Annotated in this window: 22 protein-coding genes; 16 read left to right on the top strand and 6 right to left on the bottom strand. The window is 69.9% G+C overall.

Annotated elements, in window-relative coordinates; genetic code table 11:
* Positions 1-63: 63 nt before the first annotated feature.
* From ACFVQ0_RS18270 to eccE, 3 genes are all read right to left on the bottom strand, one after another.
* The gene (locus ACFVQ0_RS18270; RefSeq protein WP_390089163.1) at positions 64-1,347 is read right to left on the bottom strand and encodes a choice-of-anchor A family protein; all 1,284 of its coding nucleotides are present in this window, start codon (positions 1,345-1,347) and stop codon (positions 64-66) included.
* A gap of 135 nt (positions 1,348-1,482) precedes the next feature.
* On the bottom strand, positions 1,483-2,253 hold the full coding sequence (locus tag ACFVQ0_RS18275; RefSeq protein WP_390089165.1) for a hypothetical protein: 771 nt from the start codon (positions 2,251-2,253) through the stop codon (positions 1,483-1,485).
* A complete protein-coding gene (gene eccE, locus ACFVQ0_RS18280; RefSeq protein ID WP_390089167.1) occupies positions 2,250-3,488 on the bottom strand; it encodes a type VII secretion protein EccE in 1,239 nt (412 codons plus the stop codon). Before eccE ends, ACFVQ0_RS18275 begins: the two co-directional genes overlap by 4 nt.
* Positions 3,489-3,744: 256 nt before the next feature.
* Between eccE and eccB the strand changes: the two genes are divergently transcribed.
* The 13 genes from eccB to ACFVQ0_RS18345 all read left to right on the top strand — a co-directional run bounded on the left by eccB (position 3,745) and on the right by ACFVQ0_RS18345 (position 14,873).
* Positions 3,745-5,295, top strand: coding sequence for a type VII secretion protein EccB (eccB, locus tag ACFVQ0_RS18285; RefSeq protein WP_390089169.1), 1,551 nt, complete (start codon positions 3,745-3,747; stop codon positions 5,293-5,295).
* A gap of 206 nt (positions 5,296-5,501) precedes the next feature.
* On the top strand, positions 5,502-6,644 hold the full coding sequence (gene mycP / locus ACFVQ0_RS18290; RefSeq protein WP_390089800.1) for a type VII secretion-associated serine protease mycosin: 1,143 nt from the start codon (positions 5,502-5,504) through the stop codon (positions 6,642-6,644).
* A 146-nt stretch (positions 6,645-6,790) separates the two neighbouring features.
* Positions 6,791-7,141: a WXG100 family type VII secretion target gene (locus ACFVQ0_RS18295; RefSeq protein WP_390089171.1), complete on the top strand. Its 351-nt coding sequence runs from the start codon at positions 6,791-6,793 to the stop codon at positions 7,139-7,141.
* Between the two features lie 56 nt (positions 7,142-7,197).
* The gene (locus ACFVQ0_RS18300) at positions 7,198-7,479 is read left to right on the top strand and encodes a WXG100 family type VII secretion target (protein ID WP_389211518.1); all 282 of its coding nucleotides are present in this window, start codon (positions 7,198-7,200) and stop codon (positions 7,477-7,479) included.
* Between the two features lie 111 nt (positions 7,480-7,590).
* Positions 7,591-8,058: a hypothetical protein gene (locus tag ACFVQ0_RS18305; RefSeq protein WP_390089173.1), complete on the top strand. Its 468-nt coding sequence runs from the start codon at positions 7,591-7,593 to the stop codon at positions 8,056-8,058.
* A gap of 32 nt (positions 8,059-8,090) precedes the next feature.
* Positions 8,091-9,689, top strand: coding sequence for a WXG100 family type VII secretion target (locus ACFVQ0_RS18310; RefSeq protein WP_390089175.1), 1,599 nt, complete (start codon positions 8,091-8,093; stop codon positions 9,687-9,689).
* Between the two features lie 98 nt (positions 9,690-9,787).
* Entirely contained in the window at positions 9,788-11,002 is a 1,215-nt protein-coding gene (locus tag ACFVQ0_RS18315; RefSeq protein ID WP_390089177.1) for a S8 family serine peptidase, read from the top strand.
* A 79-nt stretch (positions 11,003-11,081) separates the two neighbouring features.
* Positions 11,082-11,828: a hypothetical protein gene (locus ACFVQ0_RS18320; RefSeq protein ID WP_390089179.1), complete on the top strand. Its 747-nt coding sequence runs from the start codon at positions 11,082-11,084 to the stop codon at positions 11,826-11,828.
* Between the two features lie 20 nt (positions 11,829-11,848).
* Positions 11,849-12,148 carry a hypothetical protein gene (locus ACFVQ0_RS18325; protein ID WP_390089181.1) on the top strand — a complete coding sequence of 100 codons (300 nt, stop codon included), beginning with the start codon at positions 11,849-11,851 and terminating at the stop codon, positions 12,146-12,148.
* A gap of 15 nt (positions 12,149-12,163) precedes the next feature.
* Positions 12,164-12,901, top strand: a complete 738-nt coding sequence (locus ACFVQ0_RS18330; protein WP_390089183.1) for a hypothetical protein — start codon at positions 12,164-12,166, stop codon at positions 12,899-12,901.
* Between the two features lie 96 nt (positions 12,902-12,997).
* Positions 12,998-13,333, top strand: a complete 336-nt coding sequence (locus ACFVQ0_RS18335) for a hypothetical protein (protein ID WP_390089184.1) — start codon at positions 12,998-13,000, stop codon at positions 13,331-13,333.
* A gap of 47 nt (positions 13,334-13,380) precedes the next feature.
* On the top strand, positions 13,381-13,941 hold the full coding sequence (locus ACFVQ0_RS18340; protein WP_390089185.1) for a PH domain-containing protein: 561 nt from the start codon (positions 13,381-13,383) through the stop codon (positions 13,939-13,941).
* Between the two features lie 170 nt (positions 13,942-14,111).
* Complete coding sequence (locus ACFVQ0_RS18345) at positions 14,112-14,873, top strand: SDR family NAD(P)-dependent oxidoreductase (RefSeq protein WP_390089187.1); 762 nt, start codon at positions 14,112-14,114, stop codon at positions 14,871-14,873.
* 37 nt (positions 14,874-14,910) lie between these two features.
* On the opposite strand, the gene ACFVQ0_RS18350 is transcribed toward ACFVQ0_RS18345, so the two are convergent.
* Together ACFVQ0_RS18350 and eccCa are read right to left on the bottom strand one after the other, a co-directional pair.
* Positions 14,911-15,519: a TetR/AcrR family transcriptional regulator gene (locus tag ACFVQ0_RS18350; RefSeq protein ID WP_390089189.1), complete on the bottom strand. Its 609-nt coding sequence runs from the start codon at positions 15,517-15,519 to the stop codon at positions 14,911-14,913.
* A 114-nt stretch (positions 15,520-15,633) separates the two neighbouring features.
* The gene (gene eccCa, locus ACFVQ0_RS18355) at positions 15,634-19,599 is read right to left on the bottom strand and encodes a type VII secretion protein EccCa (protein ID WP_390089190.1); all 3,966 of its coding nucleotides are present in this window, start codon (positions 19,597-19,599) and stop codon (positions 15,634-15,636) included.
* 170 nt (positions 19,600-19,769) lie between these two features.
* Here eccCa and eccD point away from each other — a divergent pair, with 170 nt between their 5' ends.
* The gene (eccD, locus tag ACFVQ0_RS18360; protein WP_390089192.1) at positions 19,770-21,239 is read left to right on the top strand and encodes a type VII secretion integral membrane protein EccD; all 1,470 of its coding nucleotides are present in this window, start codon (positions 19,770-19,772) and stop codon (positions 21,237-21,239) included.
* 43 nt (positions 21,240-21,282) lie between these two features.
* Here the strand turns inward: eccD and ACFVQ0_RS18365 are convergent, their stop codons facing one another.
* Positions 21,283-21,732 (bottom strand): MerR family transcriptional regulator, encoded by a 450-nt coding sequence (locus tag ACFVQ0_RS18365; RefSeq protein WP_390089193.1) that lies wholly within the window; start codon positions 21,730-21,732, stop codon positions 21,283-21,285.
* A gap of 77 nt (positions 21,733-21,809) precedes the next feature.
* Here ACFVQ0_RS18365 and ACFVQ0_RS18370 point away from each other — a divergent pair, with 77 nt between their 5' ends.
* Together ACFVQ0_RS18370 and ACFVQ0_RS18375 are read left to right on the top strand one after the other, a co-directional pair.
* Positions 21,810-23,105, top strand: coding sequence for an MFS transporter (locus tag ACFVQ0_RS18370; RefSeq protein WP_390089195.1), 1,296 nt, complete (start codon positions 21,810-21,812; stop codon positions 23,103-23,105).
* Between the two features lie 81 nt (positions 23,106-23,186).
* Positions 23,187-24,215: an aldo/keto reductase gene (locus ACFVQ0_RS18375; protein ID WP_390089197.1), complete on the top strand. Its 1,029-nt coding sequence runs from the start codon at positions 23,187-23,189 to the stop codon at positions 24,213-24,215.
* Positions 24,216-24,223 lie beyond the last annotated feature (8 nt).

Here is a 24,223-nt window from a genome sequence, read left to right on the forward strand (position 1 = left end):
GGGGCGGCCGCTGAGCCGCCGGCCCGTAACCCGGGCCGGCGGCTCAGCGGATCTACTCGCTGATCAGGCGCGCTTCGAGCGGCGGCGGGACGCCACCACCAGTCCGGCGCCCGCGGCGAGCACCACCGCGGTGCCGGCGATCAGCGGGATGGTGCCGCTGCTGCCGGTCGAGGCGAGGTCGCCCTCCGCGGGGGCCGTGCTGCTCTGCGACGGGGTCGGCGTGCCCGCTCCCGCGGGCTGCGAGGCGGAGGCGGAGGGGGTGCCGGACGGGGAGGCGGAGCCCGCCGGGGTGTCGCCCGGCGAGGGCGTCGCGGAACCGGACGGGGTGCTGACGACCGGCGGGGTGGTGCCCGGGGTCTCGCTCGGCGACGGGGTCTCCCCGGTCTCGGGCAGGCAGCCGCTGAACGGGAAGTGATGCGTCTCCGCACCGCCCGAGCCGTGCAGGGAGGCCACCCACACCGAGCCGTTGACCGGCGCGGCGGTGCCCAGTTCGAGGTGGGCCCGAGGCGCCAGCACGCTGCCGGGCCAGGCCGCCTGGCTGTTCTTGGTGATGGTGCGGGCGTCGGGGAAGTTCCACAGCAGGCGGGCGCGGACCTTGCCGTCGGAGGCGCTCTGGAGCTTGTCGTCCAGCACGAAGTCCTGACCGCCGGAGAGGAAGAACCCGGTGGTGCCGGCCGTGGCCATGTCGTAGCTGTCGCCGCTGACGTTGACGAGTGAGGTGGCACCGGCCGGGACCTTGAGGAACACCTCCTTGGCCTGCTCCAGCTGCCCCGCCGTCACCCGGAAGACGTTGCGGGTGGCGTTGGAGCCCGTGAGGGTGAGCCGGTTGCCGTCCGCCTTCACCTGGGTGCCGTCGGTCGCCGCTTCCCCGGCCAGCGCGGCGGAGTAGCCGCGGAGCTTGGTGAACTCGCCGTCGAAGTCGATCAGCCCGGCGTCCTTGCGGAAGGACCCGGAGTGCAGTTCGACGGCACGGTCGGCGACCTTGCCGCCGACGACCGCGTTGCCCTTCATCACGGCGGTGACCGAACCGCCGTTGAGGAGGTCGCCGCGCACGACGAGTGACGCCTGTCCGGGCAGGGCGGCGACCTCCGCCGCCGTCAGCTCGTTGGCGACGCTGAACCCGCCGCGGAAGTCGGCGTTGCCGCCCACGGCCACCGCCCCTTCCGCGTCGGGGGAGTGGACGTCGTCACCGAGGACGAACTCGCCGTACTTACCGGCGACTCCGAACGCGTCGGTGGCGCATTCCGACGGGCCGGCAGGCGTGGCCTGGGCAGCAGGGACGGATATGAGGCCCAGGGCGAGGCTCCCGCCGAGCACGGTGGCCGCGGTGACTGCGGATATGCGCATGGTGCGTGGTTCTCCTGCGGGTCGATGCGAAGAGTGAATGCGAAGGCCTGGTGAAGGCGTCGCACATGATCTCCGCATCCTCGCGCATTGGTCAAGACCAATGCGCGAGGGGGGTCCCGCGGGGAACCGGCCGGATCAGTCCAGCCGGCGCGGCACGCCGAGGAGTCCGGCCTCGATGTCGGTCGGCTGGAGCTTGACGAGCTTGCGGTGCTGGGTCGTGCACCACAGCACCATGTCGTCACCGAGCGAGGGCAGCGCCTCCGCCTGCACCTGCGGCAGCCGCAGGATCCGGCCGAGGACCGCGGCCTCCTCCGGGGAGACCCGCTGAATCCCGACCAGCCCCGCGTTCTCGATCAGCTTCGGCGCCGTCGGACCCAGGAACGGCATCAGCGTCAGCACGGACTGCCACGGCCCCGTCGCCAGCCGGCTGCGAGGCGGGCGCATTCCGCAGTCCCGTACGACCAGCACGGGGCTGGTGACCGAAGCGCCCTGCGGGCCCACCTGCTTGACGTCGTGCACCGTCATGCACTGCTGACCGCCGCCCGCCGCCTGCGCGAGCCCCGTCCACGCCTGCGGCCTGGCCGTCTCGACGGCGACGCGCGCACCGGTACCGGCCGTGCGCAGCGCCAGCACCTGCGCCGTCCACACGCTGCCGATCACCACGACGTCGAGCTGGGTGGGGCGGAACAGGCCGAGCACCGCGGGCTGCCCCTTGGCGTCGACACCCGCCACGACCCCGTCGTCACCGAGCGGCAGCCGCAGCGCCGCGAGCTGCTCCACGGGCAGTACGTGCCGGTCGCGGCGCGGGCCGAGCAGCCCGAACCCGGGCCTGCTCCTTCCGACCGCCCGAGCGACGGCGGGAGCCGGACCGTTGGTCCCGGCGGGCGTCGTACGGTGCGTGCTCAACGGGTACCTCCGAGGGGCAGGGTGGCCAGCACACCGGGCAGCTGCTCGCGGTCCAGCCGGACGAGGCTGACCTTCACCCCGCGTGCCGCGCGCTCCAGCTGCCGCCGTACCGAGACCAGTTCGTTGCTGCCGCGCGCGGTGAGGCGGACGTGTCCGCTGACGGCCGGTGCGCCGCCGGTCCCGCGCGACACCGCCAGGCTGAACGTGCTGGCCAGCGCCGGCATCGAGGTGAGCAGCGCCACCAGTTGCGCGGTGGGCGCGGCCCCAGCGCCCAGGTGCGGCCAGCGGCCGACCCAGTAGGTCGTGTGCCAGCGGTCGTCGCAGCGCCAGGCACGGGTGGACTCCGTGGTGCGCCGCAGCGGGGCGTCCGCCCGTACCGCCAGCGCGCTGGCCTGCGGGCTGACCCCGGCCGAGGTCGCCAGGGCGGACGTCACCTGCGCCTCTGTCATGACCGAGGCGTCGAACCCCGCCCCCGTCAGCCGGCTCGCCAGCTGGTCCGTGGCCCGCAGCAGCGCGCGCTGCGCCCCGCCGATCCCGCCGCCGCGGGCCCGCACCGCCTCCGGGCACAGCTCGGGGGCGAGCTTCAGCGCGATCCACGTCAGCCGGATCGCGGGGGTGCCCGCCTGGGCCTGGAGCGGGGCGTAGGACCGGGCCGCCGCCGCCTGTTCCGGCAGATGCGGACCGGGCGCGGGCTGCGTGTGCTGGACGACCTGGACGGACTCCAGCCGGATGTCGTCCACCTCAAGGGCGTCGTGCAGCAGGCCGAGCTCCAGCGGCCGGGCGTCCCTGGCCGTCCGCAGCGGTTCGTCGCGCGGCTGCACGAGCAGCAGAGCCGTCAGGAACGTCCCGTCACCCACCATCCCGATGGAGCGCTCACGCTGCCGGTCGGTGTAGGTGTACGTCCGCAGGGCCGCGTCGCACTCGATGACCGGCGCCAGTCCGGGATCGATCCCGTCCGCGGACCACGGCTGCCGGGCGGCCCGCAGCCGCCCGCGCAGCGCGATGACCGCGTTCAGCCACTCCACCACCGGACGTCCCCGCCGCCGCGCGACGGCCAGCAGCACCAGCACCGCCGCGACCAGGCCCAGCGGCACCAGCATGACCCTGTTCGTCACCCACGCGATCAGCATCAGCGCGCCGGCGACCTCTATCAACACCACCTGGTGCAGCCGAACCCCGCCGATGCGTCCTGGCTTCGGGTGCACACTCATCACTGCGGTCGTCGCGCTGCTCATCCCCCGGTATGTCCCTCCGTGTCACGGCACTACGGCGTGTGTGCGTGGACCGACGCGCTTCGCACACCGGCCCGCGACCGCCAACTGTCCCACGACCGGCACCGGGGCGTTCGAATGGGGGCTCGGGGCGCACGGCCGGACAGGAGCGTTTGGCAGACTCCCTGAATCATGTACCCGCACAGCGGCGGACGAGCCTCTGCGGGCATAGTGGTGGCGGTTCGCGAGGCATCTACAACCACGGGGAGAAGTCGGGCAGATGGCATCACGGCGGGACGAACTCAACGCCTACACCTTCGCGAAGAAGCGGCTGGTCGCCGCCTTTCTGCAGCCGTCCGCAGCCGGTACGGACGAGGCGGCGCCGCGCCCGCTGCGCGCCATGGTGCCGGGAGTGGTGGTGGGCGCCCTGCTGCTGGCGGGCTTCGGAGCCTGGGGGATCTTCAAGCCGAAGGTGCCGGACGGCTGGGACGACCCCGGTGCCCACGTCATCGTCGGCAGTGATTCGACGACCCGCTACGTCGTCCTGGAGACCAAGGGCGTCAAGCGCCTGCACCCGGTGCTGAACTTCTCCTCCGCGAAACTCCTCCTGGACCCGAGCAACTCCTCCGTGCTCCAGGTCAAGGAGTCCGAGCTGGACAGCGGGAAGCTCCAGCGCGGTCCGATGCTCGGCATACCGTACGCGCCCGACCGGCTGCCCAGCGCGGACGACGCCGGCCGGAACAAGCTCTGGGTGGTCTGCGAACAGCCCGGCGCCGGGGCCGGGGGCGCCGTGCAGAAGGCGGTCTTCCTGCTCGCGGACCGGGACGCGGACAAGGTCGGCGGCAAGAAGCGGCTGCGCGGCGGCCAGGCCCTCTACGTCGAGGCGGACGGCGGCAACGGCACCAGGTACCTGGTGGACGCGGACGGCACGCAGCACGCCATCGGGACCAGCGGCGGCGACAAGCCCTCCGCCCGCGACGAGGTACTGCGCCGCTCCCTGTTCAGCGAGGGCGCACAGCCCCAGAAGGTCACCAAGGACTGGCTCGGCACCCTGCACACCGGCGCACCCATCGACTTCCCGAAGCTGCCCGCCAAGGCCGGTACCCCGGCCGGCGTCGACGGCCTGGACGCCCGCCTGAACAAGGTGGGCACGGTGCTGAAAGCCGTGGCCGGTACGGGTATGCAGCAGTACGTCGTCCTGCCGGGCTCCGTCGCGCCCGTGTCCGACCTGGTGGCCAGGCTGCTCCTGACCAGTCCGGAGGCGGCGGTGCTGGGCCAGAAGGCGCAGGCCACCGAGGTCGGACCGCAGTCCTTCACCTCTTCCCCGGACGAGTTCTACGCGAAGTACGGCTGGCCGGGGAACGTACCGACCCAGGCCAACGACACCGCGTCCCCGACCGGGACCGTCTGCAACGTGCTGCACGGCGTCACCGGCAAGGGTGTCCCGAAACTCACCACTTGGGCCGGTTCCGGATACCCCGTCCGTTTCCTGGACGGTGCCACCAGCGCGTACGTCACACCGGGCAGCGGTGTGCTGTACCGGCAGTTCAACGGAGCGTCCCCCACCACCGGCTCACTCTTCCTGGTGACGGACACCGGACTGCGCTACGCCGTACAGACGAACAACGACAGCAGCTCTGACCCCTCGAAGATCGGGGCCACCGAGAAGCCCACGACCCCGGAGGAGCAGGCCGCCGAGGTCAACCAGGCCCAGACCAGGCTCGGCTACAAGGACGTCAAGCCGCTGCCGGTACCGGACAACTGGTCCAACCTGCTGCCCAAGGGCCCCCGGCTCGACACAAACAGCGCCAAACAGCCGCAGAGCTCCTGAGGACGGAGAGGAGGAAGCACGTGATGACCCCTCGCAAAACTCGCACGCATCGCACCACTCGCCACGGATTGCGTTCCTCGGCCATCGTGCTGCTCCTGACGGTCGCGGCGGGCGCCGCCCTGCCGGGACTCGCGGCGGCCCCGGCGGCCGCGGACGACGACGCCCCGCAATCGGGCTCGGAGGCCAGCGGTGAGTGCACCTTCCCCATGAAGAAGCAGATCCAGGGCCGCCCCTGGGCGCTCCAGCGGCTGGTCTTCGACCAGCTCTGGCAGGACACCAAGGGCAAGGGCGTCCGGGTCGCGGTGATCGACACGGGCGTCGACGACACGAACCCGCAGCTGAAGTCCGCCGTCGACCGGGCGGCCGGGACCGATCTGCTGCCGGTGCCGAAGGACGGCTCCCAGGACCCGGACGCCTCGAAGGGCAAAGGCAAGGGCAAGGGCAAACCGAGCGGCGGTGACGGCACCGTCGACCCCGTCGGCCACGGCACCAAGGTCGCCGGCATCATCGCGGCCCGCCCGCGCTCGGGCACGGGGTTCGTCGGTCTCGCCCCGGAAGCGACGATCATCCCCATCCGGCAGAACGACGACAAGGGCACCGGCACCGCCACGACGATGGCCGCGGCCATCCGCCACGCCATCGCGCAGCACGCCCGGGTCATCAACATCTCCCAGGACACCGCCAAGCCCCTGCGAGCCGACTCCGACCTGGCACTCGCGGTGACCGAGGCGCTGAACAAGGACATCGTCGTGGTCGCGTCCGCCGGTAACGACGGACTCGCCGGCGCGGTCAAGGTGACGTACCCGGCCGCCTACAAGGGCGTCCTGGCGGTGGCCGCCTCCGACCGGAACGACGAGCGGGCGCCGTTCTCCCAGACCGGTGACTTCGTGGGGGTCGCGGCGCCGGGCGTCGACATGGTGTCCACCGTCCCCAAGGGCGGCCAGTGCGTCGACAACGGCACCAGCTTCTCCGCCCCCTACGTCGCCGGGGTCGCCGCGCTCCTGCGCGCGAAGCACCCGGGCTGGAAGCAGTACCAGGTGGTGGCCCAGATCGAGCAGACCGCCGAACGCGCGGTCAACGGGCGGGACAAGTTCGTCGGGTGGGGGGTCGTCGACCCGGTGCGCGCCCTCAACGACGACGAGCATCCGGTGAACGCCCCCACCCCTGACCGCGCGGTTTCGAATGGTCCCGCCGGACCGGAACCAATCGCGCTCCAGATGGGTGAAACAAGGAAGGAACGCATCGCCCGGATCTCGATCTACGTGCTGGCTACCACAGGCCTTCTCGTGGCAGTGATCGCGGGCGCCGCGATCGTGTTGCGGGACCGTCGCAGCCGCGTAATTAGGTGAATATCCAACAAGTCAAGCCAAGACTAAGGCTGTTGGATTGAGTGGCGGCCGCAGCTAAACTGATAATTGACAACTTTGGTCCGATGTACGCGTGGTAGCGACACTCAAGCAGCCCGCGACATCCGATTCATGGGGGAAGGTGCGTTATGACAGACAAGCTCAAGCACTCAGCTGATCAGATTGACAGTCTGATCCGCGAGCTCGGCCACATGCACGACACACTCCAGGGCAGGATCACGCACCTCAACGGAGTCATCGACGCCGTTGAAGGTCACTGGAAGGGCGTCGCGGCCAACGCGTACAACGGCCTCCAGACGCAGGTCAACCTCGACGTGCGGGACCTGAAGGATCTCCTCGACTTCACCCAGGAAGCCGTCCGGATGAGCAAGGACGGTTTCGACGCGGAGGAGGTCGAGCAGCTCAACAAGTTCAAGGGCATCGACGGCGTCGGCAACACGGGCAGCAACGGAGTCCTGGACCGGTTCCAGGTCTCCTAGCGACCCGCCCTCACAGTCGTCCGTCCTCACTTCGCCTCGCATCAGGAGACCGTTCCATGGAGATTACGTACTCAGGGGTCGTAGAAGCCTCGAACCAGGTCAAGTCGACCGCCAACACCATCAAGGGTCAGCTCGACGACCTCAACGGCAAGGTCAAGGCCGTCGTCGCCACCTGGGACGGCGAGACGCAGCGCGCGTTCTACGACCGCCACAAGGGCTGGGACATCAAGGTCAACCACATGCACGAGACGCTGCTGACGATCTCGACGCGGCTGATGGAAGCCACCGAGGGCTACCGGGCGAACGACCTCGCCCAGTCCCGGCGCTTCCAGGGCTGACCCAAGCTCAGATGAATCACGACGGAACCGGCACGATGTGGATGTGGGATGCGGCCGACGCATCCCACATCCACGCCTGCGGTTCCGCGGCACTTTAGGGGAGGTGCTTGCATGAGACCTGAACTTCCGGGCGACGGATCACCCGCGTCCGATCTGGACACGCCCAGCGAGTCTCTGCAGAAGTTCAAGATTCGCGTGGACAAGCTGCTGACGAAGCTCGACGGCTCACCGGCCGCGCACAGCCGCATCACCGAACAGAAGGTCGACAGGACCGCCTACGGAAGCGCCGACTTCCCGGAGGCGATGGGGCTGGACATGGCCTACACGAAGGTGCACGAGCGCTTGACGCTGCTGTCCAAGACGCTCAGCGATCAGCTTGAAGCGATGGGCATCACCGTCGACCTGGCCGACCGCGGCTACGAGAACGTCGACCAGGAGCACTCCGAGCGCCTGCACGCCATCCAGCAGCGCACCGAGATCTACTACAAGAAGCCGGACACCGGCAAGGATCCCGGCGCGCACGGCGGCGACAAGAGCAGCACCGGCGACGGTTCGTCCAGCGGTTCAGACGGCTTGTAACACGTAGAAGTGAACGGGGGACAGGGATAACCATGGGCGAGAAGCTGCCACCACTCAACGCCTGTTACAACACCACCAACTTCGAGCATGCGTCGTACCAGGAGATGCTCAACATGGTCCGCGGCGTCGACGCCGCGGCGATCATGGCTCGCGGCACGGCTCTCGTTGATGCGCAGACCGAGATCGAGAAGATCGGGACCGAGCTCAAGGAGCACGTCGGCCGTACCACCTGGAAGGGCGCGGGCGGTGATGCCTTCCGCGAGTGGGGCGACGGATTCGCCAAGGAGACCCTGAAGCTGGCCGACTACGCCGGCACCGCGGGCACCTCGCTGCAGACGGCCGGCCAGGCCCTCAGCGAGGTTGCCAAGGTGGTCCAGGGCCACCCTGACGCCGTGTCGATGTGCTACGCGGACGAAGCGAAGGAAAAGGCCCGGCTCAAGGCCGTCGAGACGGCGCGGAACGAAGCCATTCCGCAGATGAACAAGCTCGCCTCGTACTACCTGATGGCGGAGCAGTCGATCTCCTCGCAGGAGGAGCCGAACTTCAAGCCGCTGCCGGACGCAGCGGTGCCGAAGAGTCCGTACGACAGCTGGAAGAACGGCTACGACTCTCCGGGAGGCAACTCCGGAACCAAGGACTCGGTCGCAGGTACTCCGGGCGGTAGCACGTCGAAGGTCGATCACCAGTACAGCACCGTGCGTCCCGATGCCGTCAGCCCGTCCTCCCCGGACGGCACCCCTGTCGTCCACACGCCGCAGCACGTCAGCGCGGTACCCGGGGCCCCGGACAACACGGGCACGAACATCGACACGGTGACGATGCCGCAGACCCCCACGCCCACCACGGGCCCGCCCACCGGGCCCCTGCCGCAGGGCCCGGGTGGCGGCGGGCACCAGTCGCCTCTTCCGCCGGTGATCCCCCCGCGTACGGGACCGTTCGGTCCCGTAGGCGGCCCGGGACGCACTCTGCCCACGGGGCCGGGTGGCAAGGGTGACGTCGGACGCGTGCGGCCTCCGACGACCAACCCCGAAAGGAGCACCGTGTCTCCGACGGGCACCCCGGGCAGGGGTGGCGTCGACGGTGCCCGGCCTCCCATGGGCACGCCCGGCAGGGGTGGCGTCGAAGGCGTACGGCCTCCCATGAACACCCGGACCGACACCGGCATCCACGGCGGTACGCCGGCTCAGGGCGGCCGGGGCGGAGTCGGCCCGGCCCGGGGCACCGGGCGCGGGACGGTCATCGGTGGGGAGAAGCCGTCGACCTCGACCGGCCGCGGAATGATGCAGGGTCACGCCGGTGGCGCGCCGGGGATCGCCGGCGGGCGATCGGGAGCCAGGGGCGCTGGTGGCAACGCGCAGCGCCTGGTCAACGAGCCGGGCGGCACCGTGCGGGCACCACGCGGAACGCAGTCGGGGGCCGGCGGAGAATTCACCCCGGGCGGCACCGGGCTCGTCCGCGAATCGCCGCGACAAGGCGGAGCGATGGGCTCGATGGGTGGTGCGCTGGGCGGGTCCCAGGGCAAACGGCGACGTCCTCAGCGGCGTGACGGCGAGATCCCGGACTATCTTGCCGAGGACGAAGAGACCTGGGGCACGGGGGACGACGGCGTCGTTCCCCCCGTGATCGACTAGAGCCGGTTCCGAAGCAGCGACGCCGGACGGCGCACAGAGAACGAGTGGGTGGCATGAGGTCAACGGTCAGGCGTCACCGCAGGCGAGCGTCGGCGGTGGTGTCCGCGCTGGGTTCTCTGCTCTTGCTCGGTGGCGCCATCGCCCCGGCCGCGTCCGCGGACACCATGCGCGACCGCGAGTGGTACCTGGACCGGATGCAGGCCGCCGAGATGTGGAAGGTCAGCACCGGTAAAGGGATCACTGTCGCTGTTCTTGATACCGGTGTGATTCCTTCTGTTTCCGAACTGACAGGAGGAAAGGTCCTCCCGGGGAAGAACTTCGTCGATCCGAAACTGGGTGCGCACATCGACGTGGAAGGGCATGGCACCGCCATGGCGATGCTCATTGCCGGGAACGGTGTGAATGGTCAGGGTGTGAAGGGCCTCGCGCCGGATGCGCGCATTCTCCCTCTGACCGTTTTCGGCTCCACTAAGGAATCGGTCACCAATAGCGTTCCGGCTGTCATCGCCGCTATCCGATATGCCGCCGACAGCGAAGCCAAGATCATCAACATGTCCCTGGGGTTCGAGGACTTCGCACTTGAGGGGGGTGAGAAGGGTCAGATCCAAGAGGCAGTCGATTACGCCGTGGGGCGTGGGAAGCTGCTTCTGGCAGCGACCGGCAACAGGGGCGACAAGGACAATGGCGTGTCGTACCCGTCGGCGAACCTTGGCGTCGCCGGCATCGGGGCCGTCGACAAGACGTCCTCGGTCACGAAGTACTCGGTGTCAGGCCCTCAAGTGGCGCTCGCCGCCCCGGGCGAGGAAATTCCGATCCTCTGTGGAGGCGGTCAGGCAGGCTACTGCAACAGCGGCGGCACCAGCCAGGCAACCGCCATCGCCTCCGCCTCCGCCGCCCTGATCTGGTCCAAGCACCCGTCCTGGACCGGCAACCAGGTCCTCCGCGTCCTGATGAACACCGCGGGCAAGCCGACCAAGGGCAAGATCCCCAGTCGCTACATCGGCTACGGCACGGTCCGCCCCCGGCTGGCCGTCCTCGGGGATCCCGGAGACCCGGGCCCCGCCGATGTGAACCCTCTGGTAGCCGCCCGGACCCCGAAGAAGTCCCCGACGCCCTCGGCGTCCGAGTCGAAGGCCGGCGGTTCCGGCTCCTCCAACGCTTCGAAGCAGCCCGGGTCGTCCGCGGCCTCCGAGAAGTCGGATGACGGCAAGGGCGTGGGCGCGATCGTCTGGATCATCGTCGGAGTCGGTGTGGTGGTCGTTGTCGGCGCGGTGCTCCTGCTGCGCCGGAGAACCGCCGGTGCCCGGCGCTGACCGGCGCTGACCGTGTCATCGTGCACCACCACCCCATCATCCAACGCACCTGTACGCGCACAGGCCAGGAGGAGGCATTGTGAACGACGAATTCATAGAAGGCCTGCGGCAGTTCCAGCAGCAAGCAATGAACCTGCAGAGCATGATGACGGACATGCAGCAGCGGATGCCCCAGGGTGTCGAAGGAACTGACGCACAGGGCGCCGTGACCGTCCGGATGGCGGCGGACGGGCTTCCGGAGTTCATCCGGGCCGCACCGGGCTGGCACCACCGACAGGAGCCCGAGGCTGTCGGCGCTGCTGTCAGCGAGGCCTACGGGGCGGCCATGAGCCAGCAGATGACGACGTGGGCCCAGGCGTTGGAGGACGCCAACTGGCAGGCCAAGGCGGACCAACTGGACAGCCAGGCGGGTCAACCGGCCCCTTCCACGGGGCAGCCCGACATCCCCGAACGGGACCTGCGCTACGTCATCTCCCGCCCCCTCGACGAACTGGCCGAGGATGTCCTTTCGGCCTTCGACGCGGTGGACCGGATGGACGAGACGGCGTCCGAGCCGGCCGAGGTCGAGGGGACGTCCGCCGGCCGCCATGTGACCCTCGTGGTGACCAAGGGCGCTCTGCGCTCCTGCGAGGTGGATGGGCAATGGGCGGCCGGACAGTCGCACATTGGACTGAACCAGGCTTTTGAAGAGGCTCTCGGTGATGCCAGGGGCAAGCTGAACAGCGCTGAGGCTGCCGGCGAGGACGCCTTTGCAGGCCTGCATGTGGACAGCTTGCTCGATGAGGCGCTGGCCATACTCCAAAATCCGCAACGTTTCATTGACTGAGTTTCGAAGGGTAGGTCGAAATGGCAGATCTGAAGCACATCACCGATGCGCTGCGGACCGAAGCGGGTATGTGGGACAAACAGAGCGCTTCCATGGGGGAGGTGTCCCGCGCGGCTGACGGGATGAGGCTCACACGCCTTGAAGCCGGCCTGTTCCAACTCGTTGTCAGCAACTACAACGAGGCCATCGATCACATCTCGGCCCGATGCTCCGAGGGGCAAAGTCGCATGGCGGAGGTCGCGGATGCATTGATCAAGAACGCGAACGCCTACGACAATCACGAGGCGGAAACCACCAAATCCGTCGAAGACGCCTACTGATAAGAGGAGTTCGTAATGGCGTTCAATGTGGCTCAAACGCAGGCGACGACAGAGAAGTTGAACACCGGCGTTACGACGATGTCGGCCAAGTTGGATCTCATCGGCCCGGCCGTCGAAAAGGCGATGAACCACTGGTACATTCCGGATGCCATCGCCAAGCCGGTGATCTGGGCTGCGAACAAGCTGATCGAGCTCGGATCCTGGATCCTGAACAAGGTCGTCGAATGCCTCAAGGGCGTTGCCGCGCCAGTGATGTTCTTCTTGGACGCGCAGGACTGGCAAGGGGCGTCGATCCGGGGGAAGGCCTCGGGTGTTGCCGGGAACGTTGCGGGGGAAGCGCTCAAGGCGCCCCTCACCTGGACGGGCGAAGGCGCCACAGCGTACACCGGGGCCGTGAAGGGGCAGCCCACCGCGGCCACTCAGATTGAGACGACCTCCGACAAGCTTGCCACGGCGTTGACGGTTTGCGCAGTGGCCGGAGCGGCATTCTATCTGGCGCTGCTGGCCGTTCTGATCAAGGCCATCCTTGTTATGGTCGCCGCAGCCGCTGCCGCGGCCACCGGCGTAGGGGCGCCGGTGGGCTTCGCAGCTGCCGTAGGCGAAGCGCTGTCGGATGCCGGCATCATCACTGGACTTGTGGTAACGCTTGTGGGCGTGCTCACAGCGCAGGCTACTCAAATGGCCGTTATCAAGGGTGAAGCAAACGACGGCAGCGCCTTCCCGGGCGGCAAGTGGCCGTCCGCGACTGTTTGATGCAGGTGCGGCGCTGCCGAATTGATTCTGCCGGCTCGGCAGTGCGTGACGACGCCGGGAGGGCAGGATCTTCTGAATGACGGGTGATGGTTTCGCATGTCCTGGATTCGAGTACCGCTTTGGTGTGCCTCCCTGGCCTGCTTTTATGTGCTGTTCGCCGTTCGGCCGCATAGCCTGCCGCTGCTGATTCTTCTTTGGGCCCTGTTCGTTATCCTCCCGAGCCTTGCCGAGGGGTACGCGCAGCGGCAGCGCCAGAAGGACTGGTACGAACAGTTCGGGTCCACCGACGCATTGCGGTCGATCGTGACGGACGAGGCGGAACTTCGCCGGATCCGCGACGAAAAGGGGTTGCTGGTGGCTGCCCGCAGGTTCAGGCGCCAATTTCCTCGGTGCCCCTTGCCCGAAGCCCTGAAGCTGGTTCAGTCGCTGTGACCGCTCCCGGCCCTGCCCCGCGGTCGGGGCAGGCCGGCGAAGGGCTATTGATCCCCGCCGAGCGGGCACGGCGTGGCTGGTTCTATGCCGGCTTGGTCCTTGCCGGGATGCTCTGTCTGATTCTCCTGGAAGTACTGACGGCAGTCGTGACCGCCTTGCTGATGATGGATGACGTCATGGACGTGGTGGGCTCGCCGGGAGTCCTCGGGTATGCGGCCCTACCGGTGTTCGCGGCAGTGGTGACCGTGTCGTGGCTGACCGTCCTGGTGAGCCGGCGCTCGGCGCTGCGCATCGATGCGGCAGGTGTCAGCAAAGTGTGGAGTGACCGCACCCGGACCGTACCGTGGGCCGCTATCGACAGGGTCCAGTTCAACAGCAGGCGGAGCTACTTGCTGCTGGTGCTGAAGCCGGGCGGGTACCCGGCGGCGCCGAACGGCGCTGTCGGGGAGCGGGCGATTCTGATCCACTCGCTCGGACACGCCCTCTGGAGCCGCCGGAGGCCGACACACCCGAACTTGATCATTGAGGCGGTCGAGCGGTTCGCCCCCGGAAAGTTCACCGACCCCTGGAACCCGGGTAGGGGTCGCGTCAAAGGTGCGGGCGCCTAGGTTATGCCTGGGCAGGGAGCCTGTCTCCCAGTTTTGGACTTGCAGGTCCATTTTTGTCGTCGCACAGTGGCAGAGCGCCCCGACAGCCATGGGGGCGCCCCGTCCGGTCGAACGCTGCCGGCGGTCCGGCCGTGCGGGTTCGCAGCGGCGACCGAACAATGGAGAGAACCATGTCTGTGCGGCTTGCGGGCAAGACCGCCCTTGTCACCGGAGCGACCAGCAACCTCGGGCGTGCGATCGCCGAGGCCTTCGCCGCCGAGGGGGCGTACGTAGCCGTCTCGGGCCGCAGTGCCGAGCGCGGCGCGGAGGTCGTCGACGGCATCCGTGCACGTGGTGGCCGCGCGGAGTTCGTGCGGGCCGACCTGGACGGCAGCGCCGCGGCCTCGCGGGCGCTCGCGCAGGACGCCGCGCGGGCCCTCGGCGGACGTATCGACGTCCTCGTCAACAATGCCGGGATCTACCCCCGCAACACCACGCCGACCGTCGACGAGGAGACGTTCGACCAGGTCTACGGGGTCAACGTGAAGGCCCCGTTCTTCCTGACCGCCGCCGTCGCGCCCGCCATGGTGGAGGCCGGTGGCGGGGTCATCGTCAACCTGGGTTCCTGGATCGCGCGGCTGGGCATTCCCGGCGCCCTCTACAGCTCCACCAAGGGGGCGGTGGAGACCCTGACCCGGGCCTGGGCGGCCGAGTTCGGGCCGCAGGGCGTCAGGGTCAACGCGATCTCTCCGGGCGTCGTCCAGACGCCCGCGCCCGGTGAGACCCATCCCGGCGAGATCATGATGAAGGGCACCCCGGCCGGAGGGATGGGCGTCCCCGGCGACATCGCGAACGCCGCCGTCTACCTCGCCAGTGACGAGTCCTCGTTCGTGCACGGCATCGTCCTCGACGTCGACGGCGGCCGCACCACAGTCGCCGTCATCGCGGCCTGAGACGCGCGGCACCGGCCCGGGAGGGCAGCCGCCCGGGTCACGCCGCAGGGCCGCCCGCGCGGCGCAGGTCCGCGATCCCCTGGTCGAGCGCGGCGCGCAGGTGCGTGGACCGGCCCGTCGACAGCAGGATCGACACGCCTCCCTGGATCCCGGCCAGCAGCGCCGCGGCCCGCACGTCGGCATCGACATCGGCGGGCAGCGCCCCGGAGTCCCGCAGCGCCCGGACGCCCGCCGCGAGGCTCTCCTGCCAGCGGCGCAGCAGCTCGACCACGATGGCCCGCGCCCCGGGGGTCGAGCGCCCGATCTGGAGGAACAGCGAGCCGAGCGGGCACTGGTCGCCCTGCGCCTCGTAGCGCTTGATCACCGCGTCCCGCCACAGTTCCCAGGACTCCCACGAGTCGAGGCGGCCCAGATAGGGCTGCTGGTCCTCCAGGACCTGGTCCGCCTCGAACTGGGCGACGGCGACGAGCAGTTCGTCCTTGCCCGCCGGGAAGTAGTGGAAGAGCTGGCTCTTGCTGGTGCCGGTCCGCGCCATGATGTCTTCCAGGGTCGCCCAGGCGACGCCCCTCTCCCGCAGCACCGCCGCGGCCCCCTCGACGATCCGGCTCCGCGTCGCCTTCCCCTTCGCCGTCAGCTTCCCGGGCACGAGCCACCTCCACGACCGTAATGGACCAGTTAGTCCATTGTAGGGGTGGACGCGGAGGAGGGGGCCGGCCCTCGGTCGGGCCGACCCCCTCCTCCGTACTCGACAGCGCCCCGCTCAGTCCAGGTCCGTCGGCAGCCAGCCCGTCTGGATCAGGGAGGGTGCGCTGCGGCGGGAGACGAACAGGCCTCGGCCCGGGGGCAGGGGGCGGGCCTTCACGTCGCCGAGGAGTTCGCCCTCGCCGGGGTGGCCGGACAGTACGACGCCCTGGGCGCCCAGCTCCTTGAAGCGCTGGATGAACTGCTCGTACGAGGAGCGGCCGGCGCCCGCGCTGTTGCGGGCGATGATGAAGTTCACCCCGGCGTCGCGGGCGTACGGGAGGTTGTCGACCAGCATCGCCATCGGGTTGTTGGAGGACGTGGCGACCAGGTCGTAGTCGTCGACGATGATGAACGCCCTCGGCCCCCGCCACCAGCTGCGGTTGCGCAGCTGCTGCGGGGTCACGTCCGTGCCGGGGATGCGGCTGGTGATGAGGGTGTTCATGTCGTTGAGGTACGACTCGAACGCGTTGTGCGTCGTCGCGTAGCCGACCAGGTACGGCTCGGGCACGCACTCCAGCAGGCTGCGCCGGTAGTCACCGACGCAGATCAACGCCTCCTCCGGGGTGTACCGCTCGGTGATCTGCTTGATCAGCAGCCGCAGCAGCGCGGTCTTCCCGGACTCCGACTCACCGAAGACCGCGAACAGCGGGTCGGTGTCGAAGTCGACCAGGACCGGGGCGAGGTTCATCTCGTCGATGCCGATCGCGATGCCGCCGCTCGACCGCTCCGGGCCGCTCGGCAGCTCGCGCGCGGACAGCTTCCGGGGCAGCATGCGGACCTGCGGGGCGTGCGGGCCCGGCCAGTTGTCGACCGAGGCGCGGACGAAGGCGGCGGTGCCCTCCGACAGGTCGTCGCCGGCCCCCGCGGTGTCGTCGATGCGCGGCAGCGCGCCCATGAAGTGCAGCTTCTCCGCGGTCAGACCACGGCCGGGTGCGCCCACGGGGACGTTCACCGCGATCTTGCGGTCCAGTTCGGAGTCGGTCGGGTCACCGAGGCGCAGCTCCAGCCGGTTGAGCAGCTGGTCCTTGAGCGCCGCCCGCATCTCCATGTACCGGGCGACGGTGGCGACCAGGTGGATGCCCAGGCCGAGGCCCCGTGCGGCGATGTCCGCGACGACCGGCTCCAGGAACTCGTAGTCCGTCTTGAAGGACTGCCAGCCGTCGATGACCAGGAAGACGTCGCCCCACGGCTCGCCCGGCAGCCGGCCGGCCGCGCGGAGCTGGCGGTAGGTGGTGATCGAGTCGATGTTGTTGTCCCGGAAGAACTCCTCGCGGCGGTTGAGGATCCCGGAGACCTCCGCGACCGTACGGCGGATCTTCTCCGGGTCGAGCCGGGAAGCCACCCCGCCGACGTGGGGCAGGCCCTCGACGGCGATCATGCCGCCGCCGCCGAAGTCCATTCCGTAGAACTGGACCTCGTGCGGGGTGTGCGTGAGGGCGAAGGAGCCAATGAGGGCGCGGAGCAGGGTGGACTTGCCGGAGCGGGGGCCGCCGACGATCAGCATGTGACCGGCCGCGCCCGAGAAGTCCCGCACCAGCGGGTCGCGCCGCTGCTCGAAGGGCTTGTCGACCAGGCCGAACGGAACGACCAGGGAGCCGTTCTGCCCGTACTGCGGGGCGTGGAGTCCGCGCTCCGGCGTCACCGCCAGCGGCGGCACCATCTGGTCGAGGGACGGCGCCTCGGTGAGCGGCGGCAGCCACACCTGGTGGGCGAGCGGCCCCTGGCCCTCAAGGCGGCGGGCGATGACGTCGAGCACGGTGTCCGCCAGCGCGTCGGAGGTCCGCTGTCCGGGCGCCAGGGAGACGTCCGGATCGGGCTCCGGGTAGTGGACCGCCACCGGGGTCGCGGTGAACAGCACGGGGCGCCGGTCGATGGGGAGCTCCCCGGAACCGGTGGTCGGGGCGACACCCGGCCGGTAGGTCCCCGACACATACGCGGCCTTGAACCGGGTCATCCCCTCCGTGCCGAACTTCAGGAACCCGGAACCGGGGACCGAGGGCAGGTGGTACGCGTCGGGCACACCCAGGGCGGTACGGGATTCGGCGGCCGAGAACGTACGCAGACCGATCCGGTACGACAGGTAGGTGTCCAGGCCGCGCAGGCGGCCCTCCTCCAGGCGCTGCGAGGCCAGCAGCAGGTGCACGCCCAGGGACCGGCCGATGCGGCCGATCTGGATGAACATGTCGATGAAGTCGGGCTTCGCGGTGAGGAGCTCTGAGAACTCGTCGATCACCAGGACCAGCGAGGCCAGCGGCTCCAGCGGGGCGCCCGCGGCGCGCGCCTTCTCGTAGTCGGTGAGGTTCGCGTAGTTGCCGGAGGAACGCAGGAGCTCCTGGCGGCGCTGGAGTTCACCCGTGATGGAGTCCCGCATGCGGTCGACCAGGGTGAGGTCGTCCGAGAGGTTGGTGATGACCGCGGCGACGTGCGGGAGCTCGGACATCCCGGCGAACGTCGCACCGCCCTTGAAGTCGGCCAGGACGAAGTTGAGGGTCTCGGAGGAGTGGGTGACGGCCAGACCCAGCACCAGGGTCCGCAGCAGTTCGGACTTGCCGGAACCGGTCGCTCCGACACACAGCCCGTGCGGCCCCATGCCCTCCTGCGCGGCCTCCTTGAGGTCGAGCATGACGGGCGAGCCGTCCTCACCGATCCCGATCGGCACCCGGAGCCGGTCGGCCGTGGAACGCGGCCGCCAGACGGTCGCGGTGTCGACGGCGGCCGGGTCACCGATGCCCAGCAGATCCGTGAAGTCCAGGTTGGCGAGCAGCGGCTCGTCGTCCTCCGCGCCGATCCCCATCCGCAGCGGGGCGAGCTGGCGGCCGAGCGCCTCGGCGGTCTCGACGGGCAGCAGGTCGGGTGTGCCGTGGTAGGTGGCCGCCGCCGACTCCAGTCGCAGCCGGCCCGGCCGTACCGCTATGTTCAGCCCGCCGCGGGGCTCGTCCAGCTCCTCCGGGACGATCTCCACGACGGTCACGCCCTGGAGCCCCTCCGGAGAGGCGAGCAGCGACTCCGCCGGTACGAAGGTGCCGTCCAGTACGACGACGATGTGCGGCTGGTCCAGGAGCGGCGCCCCCTCGCGGTTGAACCTCGACCGGCCCGACAGACGGTCTTCGAGCAGCGCCTCGACCTCCATCAGGTTGTCACCGAACAGCCGCTTCGTACCGGCCCCGTCGGAGGACCCCGGAACCTGGGTGTGCGGAAGCCACTTCGTCCAGTCCCACTGGTCCGTCACGTCCCGGGAAGCCGCGACCGCGACCAGGAGGTCGTCGGGGGAGTGCAGCGCGACCAGCCCGGCCACCATCGCGCGGGCGGAATCGCGTACCGAACCGGGCTCGCCCGACACCACGACGTGGTAGAAGGCGCGCAGGGACACCGCCATGGGAAGCCGGTCGAGCGAACCGTGCGCGGCCAGGAACTGGTGCATGGCACCGGCAGAGAGCGGCTCCAGCTCGTCGAGCGGCGCGGTGCTCGGCGCCACCAGCGGAGTCCACAGCTGCTGCGGCCCCAGACCGATGCGGACCTGGCCGAAGTCCTTGTCACCGATCCGCCGCTCCCACAGCCGGCTGCCCTCGGCGACGAGCGACCAGAGCTGGTCCGGATCAGGGTGCAGATAGAACTGCGCGTCCCGCTGTGCCCGCGCGGTACGGCGCACCTTGCGCCGGGTCTGCGCGAGGTACTTCAGGTAGTCCCGGCGGCCCTCGGACGCCTCGCCCTGACTGCCCTTGCGGGCCCGCATCACCTGAGCGATCGCCATCGCCACGGTCGACAGCAGCATCATGACGCCCATGATCTTCATGAAGGGCTGCGAGCCCGGCATGAAGAAGAACACCACGGAGGAGCCCATGCCGAGCATCGGCAGCAGCTGCATCGCCATGCCCTCCTGCTGCCCGCGCGGGAGCTCAGGAGGCGATTCGAGCCGCAGCTCAGCCGTGGACGTCTCAGGTGGCATGGCTCGCGGCTGGCGTTTGACGACAATCTGGGTCACCGGCGAATCAATCCCTCAGTGCGGCCCGGAGAGTTGCGGGCCGGCACCCCCGTGGCAGCGACCTACCTCCGCGCGCCGACAATCCTACGTGTAGACCATGGGAGGGACCCCGATAGGGTGGCGCCCTTGGCCTGGAGCGTGGTGTACAGCGAACGAGGGGGATGGATCAGGTGAGTTCGACCCTGACAACCGGTTTCTGCCGTGTAACGGTGGTGGCGCCGGACAGCCGTATCGATGTCGCCCTGCCGGACGACGTCGCCGTCGCGGACCTCCTTCCGGAGATCCTGCGGCTGACCGGCCAGGCCACACCGCCGGGGGCGCCCCCCGGCTACCACCTGGCCCGCCGCGACGGCACCCTCCTCGACGTCACCCATCCGCTGTCCGTCCAGCGGGTCCTGGACGGTGACGTCCTGCGGCTGAGGCCCTTCGCCGAATCGCTCCCCCCGGCCGTCTTCGACGACGTGTCCGACGCCGTCGCGTCCGCCGTCCGCCGCGACCGCGCGCTCTGGAGCGATCAGCTGTTCGGCGTCTCCGGTCTCTTCGGCGGCGCGCTCCTCCTCGTACTCATGGGCTTCGTGCTCTGGTTCGCGGACCCGGTCAAACACGACATGCACGGCCTGCCGGGCATCGTCGCCGCCGCCGTCGGCGTACTGCTCGTCACGCTCGCCGGTATCAGGGCACGGAGTTACGGGGACCGGGCCTCCGCCGTCGCGCTCGGCCTCGCCGCCCTGCCGCATCTGATGATCGCCGGGTCCGGGCTGCTCGCGCTCGACCCGGGCACCGGCATCGGGCGCCTCCAGTTCCTGCTGGGCTGCGCCGCGGTGCTCCTCGTCTCCGCCGGGCTCGTCGCCGCGATGCCGACCGGCGACGCACCCTTCGTCGCCATCGTCTTCGCCTCCGCGGTCGGCACCCTCGCGACGTTCTGCGCGATCCTCACCGATTCCAGCCCCAGCGAGACCGCCAGTGTCTGCGCGGTCGTCGCGATCGGCGCCATCGCCTTCCTGCCCGGCCTCTCCGCGCGCGTGGCCCACCTGCCGATCGGCTACGCCGCCCCGCGACCCATGACGGACGCCGACCTCGACAACGAGACGGGCGTCGTCGCGGACCCCGACCCCGTGGACGCCGAACGCATCGCCACGCAGGCCCGGCGCGGGCACGAACTCCTGCTGGGTCTCGTCGGTGGCTGCTGCGTCGTGGTCGTCGCGTCCGCCGCCGTCCTGGGCTTCTCCAGCAACGTCTGGGGCCAGACCCTCGCGCTGGTCGCCGGTCTGGCCATGCTGCTGCGGGCCCGGCTCTTCCGCTACACCGCGCAGGTCGTCGCCGTCCTCGGCGCGGGCCTCGCCGCCCTGGGCCTGCTGGTCCTCGGCCTGTCGCTCAACCCGCCGGCCGACGCCGTCATCAAGCTCCTGATGGAACACGACCGGGGCCCGCTCGACATCCGCACCCTGTGGCTCGCCGCCGCCGTCACGGCCGGTGCCGCGCTGATGGTCGGAATCGCGCTGATCATCCCGAAGAAGGGTCTCTCCCCCTTCTGGGGCCGCCTCTCCGACCTGGCCGAAGTGGTCCTTCTGCTCGCGCTGGTCCCGCTGTGCCTGGCCGTACTGGACGTGTACTCCTCGGCGCGGGGGATGACGAGCTAGCTGGTACGGACCCGGCCGGCGGCCGGGTCCACTGTCTCCCGCCTCAGCCGGATTCCGGCCAGAAGTCCGTTGTGTGCGGGGTCCCGTCGAGCGTGGCGTCGACCCGGCCCCGGATGTAGTCGCCGGTCATCGGGCAGTCCAGTGCCCTGTCGGTACGGCAGCCGAGCATGTGGTCGAGCACCGCGACCGCGCCCCGCATCTTCTGGATCTTCTCCAGCATCGCGTCCCGCTGGGCCGCGATCAGCTCCAGCCGGTCGACGAGCCGCTCGCTGTCGACGATCGCGCTCGTCTCCGTCAGCGTGAGCATGCCGTCCTCGTGCCAGAGCTGCGCGTAGGCGAGCCGGGCCAGGTCCTCGCGGCTGTACTGGCGTACCCGGCCACGGCGTTCGCTGTGCCGGATCAGCCCTCTGTCCTCGTAGAACCGCAGGGTCGCGACCGTGAGGCCGAACGCCTCCGCGACCTCGGTGATCGAGTACAGCCTCTCCTCGGACATTTCGCGCACCTCCGGTTGCGCTCAAGCTTACTTGAGCGTGAACCCTGGTGGGATCGCCCCGCCACCGGAAGGTTCCCGTGTCCGCTCCCACCCCGGCAGTCCGCCCCGCCGATCCGCCCGCGCCGCGCACCACGGGTGCGCCCTCCCGCACGACGCTCTCCGCCGCGGTGCTCGTCACCGGATTCGTGCTGCTCAGCCTCAATACCCGGGTGGCGTTCGGCCAGCTCGGCCCGCTCGCGCCGGTCGCGGGTTTCTCCACCGGGGCCGTGACGCTCCTGGGCCTGATACCGCCGCTCTGCATGGGCCTCTTCGCCCCGCTCGCCTCGGTGGTACGACGACGGTTCGGCGAGGAGCGCGGACTGTTCTGGGCGAGCGTGCTGCTGCTCGCCGGGGCGGTCGTACGCATGCTGGGTCTGCCCGGTCTGTTCGCCGGCACCGTGCTCGTCAGCATCGCGACAGCTGTCGTGAACGTACTGGTGCCGGTCTTCGTGCGCAGCAGGTTCGAGCACCGCAGGGTCGGCGTGATGATGGGCGTCTACGCGCTGTCGATGGGCGCCGGCTCCGCGCTCGTCGCGGCGTTGACGGTGCCGGTGTGGCAGGCGGGCGGGCACTCCTGGGAGCTGGCCATCGGCCTCGCGGTGGTCCCGGCGGCCCTGGCGGCGGCCGGGATCGCGCCGCAGCTGGGCCATGCGCACGGCCGACGTCCGGCGGGACCCGGTACGGGGACGGGGACGGGTACGGGGACGGGCGGGGGCAGTGGGAAACGGGCCCAGGTCGCGGCGGGTCCCGGCGGGCGGGGGCTCGTGTGGAGCCCGGGCGGGCGGGGTCTCGTGTGGAGCCTGATGGCGTTCTTCGGGTTCCAGACCCTGCTCTTCTACACCACGCTCGCCTGGCTGCCCGCGATCCTGGTGGACGCGGGTGTGGCCAGGGCGGTCGCGGGCGGCATGCAGTCCCTGTTCATCCTCGGCGTCGCCCTCGGAGGCTTCCTGCTGCCCGTGCTGGCCGCCGCCCGCACCGATCAGCGCCCGCACCTCGTCGCGGTCGTCCTGGTCTGCGCGCTCGGCTACGCCGGTCTGCTGGCCGCGCCGGGAGCCGTCCCCGCCCTCTGGGCGCTCGTCCTCGGAGCCGGGCTCGGCGGCGGTCAGGCGGTGGCCGGTGTCCTGTACGTGAAGCGCGGACGGGACCACGAACACGTGGCGGCCCTCTCCGCGGTGGCGCAGACCGGGGGCTACCTCCTCGCCGCCACCGGACCGGTCGCCGCATCCGTGCTGCACACCGCGACCGGGTCGTGGACCGTGCCGCTGCTGGCCCTGACGGGCGCCCTCGCGCTGAGCCTGGTGGCGAGCCTGCGCGCGGGACACGACAAGCGGTGACCGGCGGGGGACGATGGCCCAGTCTGTGATAACTCTGTTTGAAAACTGGGAAGTTGACTCCACAGGTTCGGCCCGGATCGAATGTCCGGGTCTGCGGGAAGGGCTCTGGATTTGAACTCGTCACTGATTCCGCGGCGTCGGCCGGGAAGCGTCGGCCCCGAAGTCTCCGCGTTGGGGCTCGGCTGCATGGGAATGAGCCAGACCTACGGAGTTCCGGACGACAGGGAGTCGATCGCGACGATCCACCGGGCACTCGAACGAGGCTGCTTCTTCTTCGACACCGCGGAGGCGTACGGCCCCTTCGTCAATGAAGAACTTCTCGGCCGCGCGCTCCGCGGCCGCCGGGACGAGGCGGTCATCGCGACGAAGTTCGGGTGGGAGTACGAAGGAACACGACGCGGAGAGCTGAACAGCAAGCCCGAGCACATTCGCAAAGTGGTCGACGAATGCCTGGGGCGGCTGGAAACCGACCGGATCGACGTCCTCTATCAGCACCGCGTGGACCTGGAAGTCCCGATCGAAGAGGTGGCCGGCACGGTCGGTGAGCTCATCCAAGAGGGAAAGGTGCTCCACTTCGGCCTGTCGGAGGCCGGTGCGGGAACGATCGCCCGTGCCCACGAGGTCTGTCCCGTGGCCCTGCTGCAGACGGAGTACTCGCTCTGGGAGCGCCACATCGAGCGGGAGATCCTGCCGGCGGTACGGGAGCGGGGAATCGGTCTCGTGGCCTACTCGCCCCTGGGGCGCGGGTTCCTCACCGGCACGGCGCTGCCGGCCGAGGAGTATCCGGAGTCGGACTACCGCCGCTACGACCCCCGGTTCCAGGGGGACAACTTCACCGCCAACTCGGCGGCGGCATCGGTGGTACGCGAAGTGGCCACGAAGCACGGGGCGACGCCGGCCCAGATCGCCCTCGCGTGGCTGCTCCACCGGGGCGAGGACATCGTGCCCATTCCCGGCACCAAGCGCAGGGTCACGCTGGAGGAGAACCTCGCGGCCGTGGACGTGGCGCTCGACGCCGAGGACCACCAGCGGCTGGACGAGGCGCTGCCTCCGGAAACGGTGGCGGGAACCCGCTACCCGGAAGCCGTCATGTATATGAACGGCCGCTGACAGCCGTC

The organism is Streptomyces sp. NPDC057900, from assembly GCF_042887885.1.
Classification (GTDB): domain Bacteria; phylum Actinomycetota; class Actinomycetes; order Streptomycetales; family Streptomycetaceae; genus Streptomyces.

Excerpts from the sequence above, each read along its gene's own strand:
- ACFVQ0_RS18270 (WP_390089163.1), bottom strand. The coding sequence starts at position 1,347 with ATGCGCATATCCGCAGTCACCGCGGCCACCGTGCTCGGCGGGAGCCTC.
- eccE (WP_390089167.1), bottom strand. The coding sequence starts at position 3,488 with ATGAGCAGCGCGACGACCGCAGTGATGAGTGTGCACCCGAAGCCAGGA.
- eccB (WP_390089169.1), top strand. The coding sequence starts at position 3,745 with ATGGCATCACGGCGGGACGAACTCAACGCCTACACCTTCGCGAAGAAG.
- mycP (WP_390089800.1), top strand. The coding sequence starts at position 5,502 with ATGAAGAAGCAGATCCAGGGCCGCCCCTGGGCGCTCCAGCGGCTGGTC.
- ACFVQ0_RS18295 (WP_390089171.1), top strand. The coding sequence starts at position 6,791 with ATGACAGACAAGCTCAAGCACTCAGCTGATCAGATTGACAGTCTGATC.
- ACFVQ0_RS18300 (WP_389211518.1), top strand. The coding sequence starts at position 7,198 with ATGGAGATTACGTACTCAGGGGTCGTAGAAGCCTCGAACCAGGTCAAG.
- ACFVQ0_RS18305 (WP_390089173.1), top strand. The coding sequence starts at position 7,591 with ATGAGACCTGAACTTCCGGGCGACGGATCACCCGCGTCCGATCTGGAC.
- ACFVQ0_RS18310 (WP_390089175.1), top strand. The coding sequence starts at position 8,091 with ATGGGCGAGAAGCTGCCACCACTCAACGCCTGTTACAACACCACCAAC.
- ACFVQ0_RS18325 (WP_390089181.1), top strand. The coding sequence starts at position 11,849 with ATGGCAGATCTGAAGCACATCACCGATGCGCTGCGGACCGAAGCGGGT.
- ACFVQ0_RS18330 (WP_390089183.1), top strand. The coding sequence starts at position 12,164 with ATGGCGTTCAATGTGGCTCAAACGCAGGCGACGACAGAGAAGTTGAAC.
- ACFVQ0_RS18335 (WP_390089184.1), top strand. The coding sequence starts at position 12,998 with ATGTCCTGGATTCGAGTACCGCTTTGGTGTGCCTCCCTGGCCTGCTTT.
- ACFVQ0_RS18345 (WP_390089187.1), top strand. The coding sequence starts at position 14,112 with ATGTCTGTGCGGCTTGCGGGCAAGACCGCCCTTGTCACCGGAGCGACC.
- ACFVQ0_RS18365 (WP_390089193.1), bottom strand. The coding sequence starts at position 21,732 with ATGTCCGAGGAGAGGCTGTACTCGATCACCGAGGTCGCGGAGGCGTTC.
- ACFVQ0_RS18375 (WP_390089197.1), top strand. The coding sequence starts at position 23,187 with ATGTCCGGGTCTGCGGGAAGGGCTCTGGATTTGAACTCGTCACTGATT.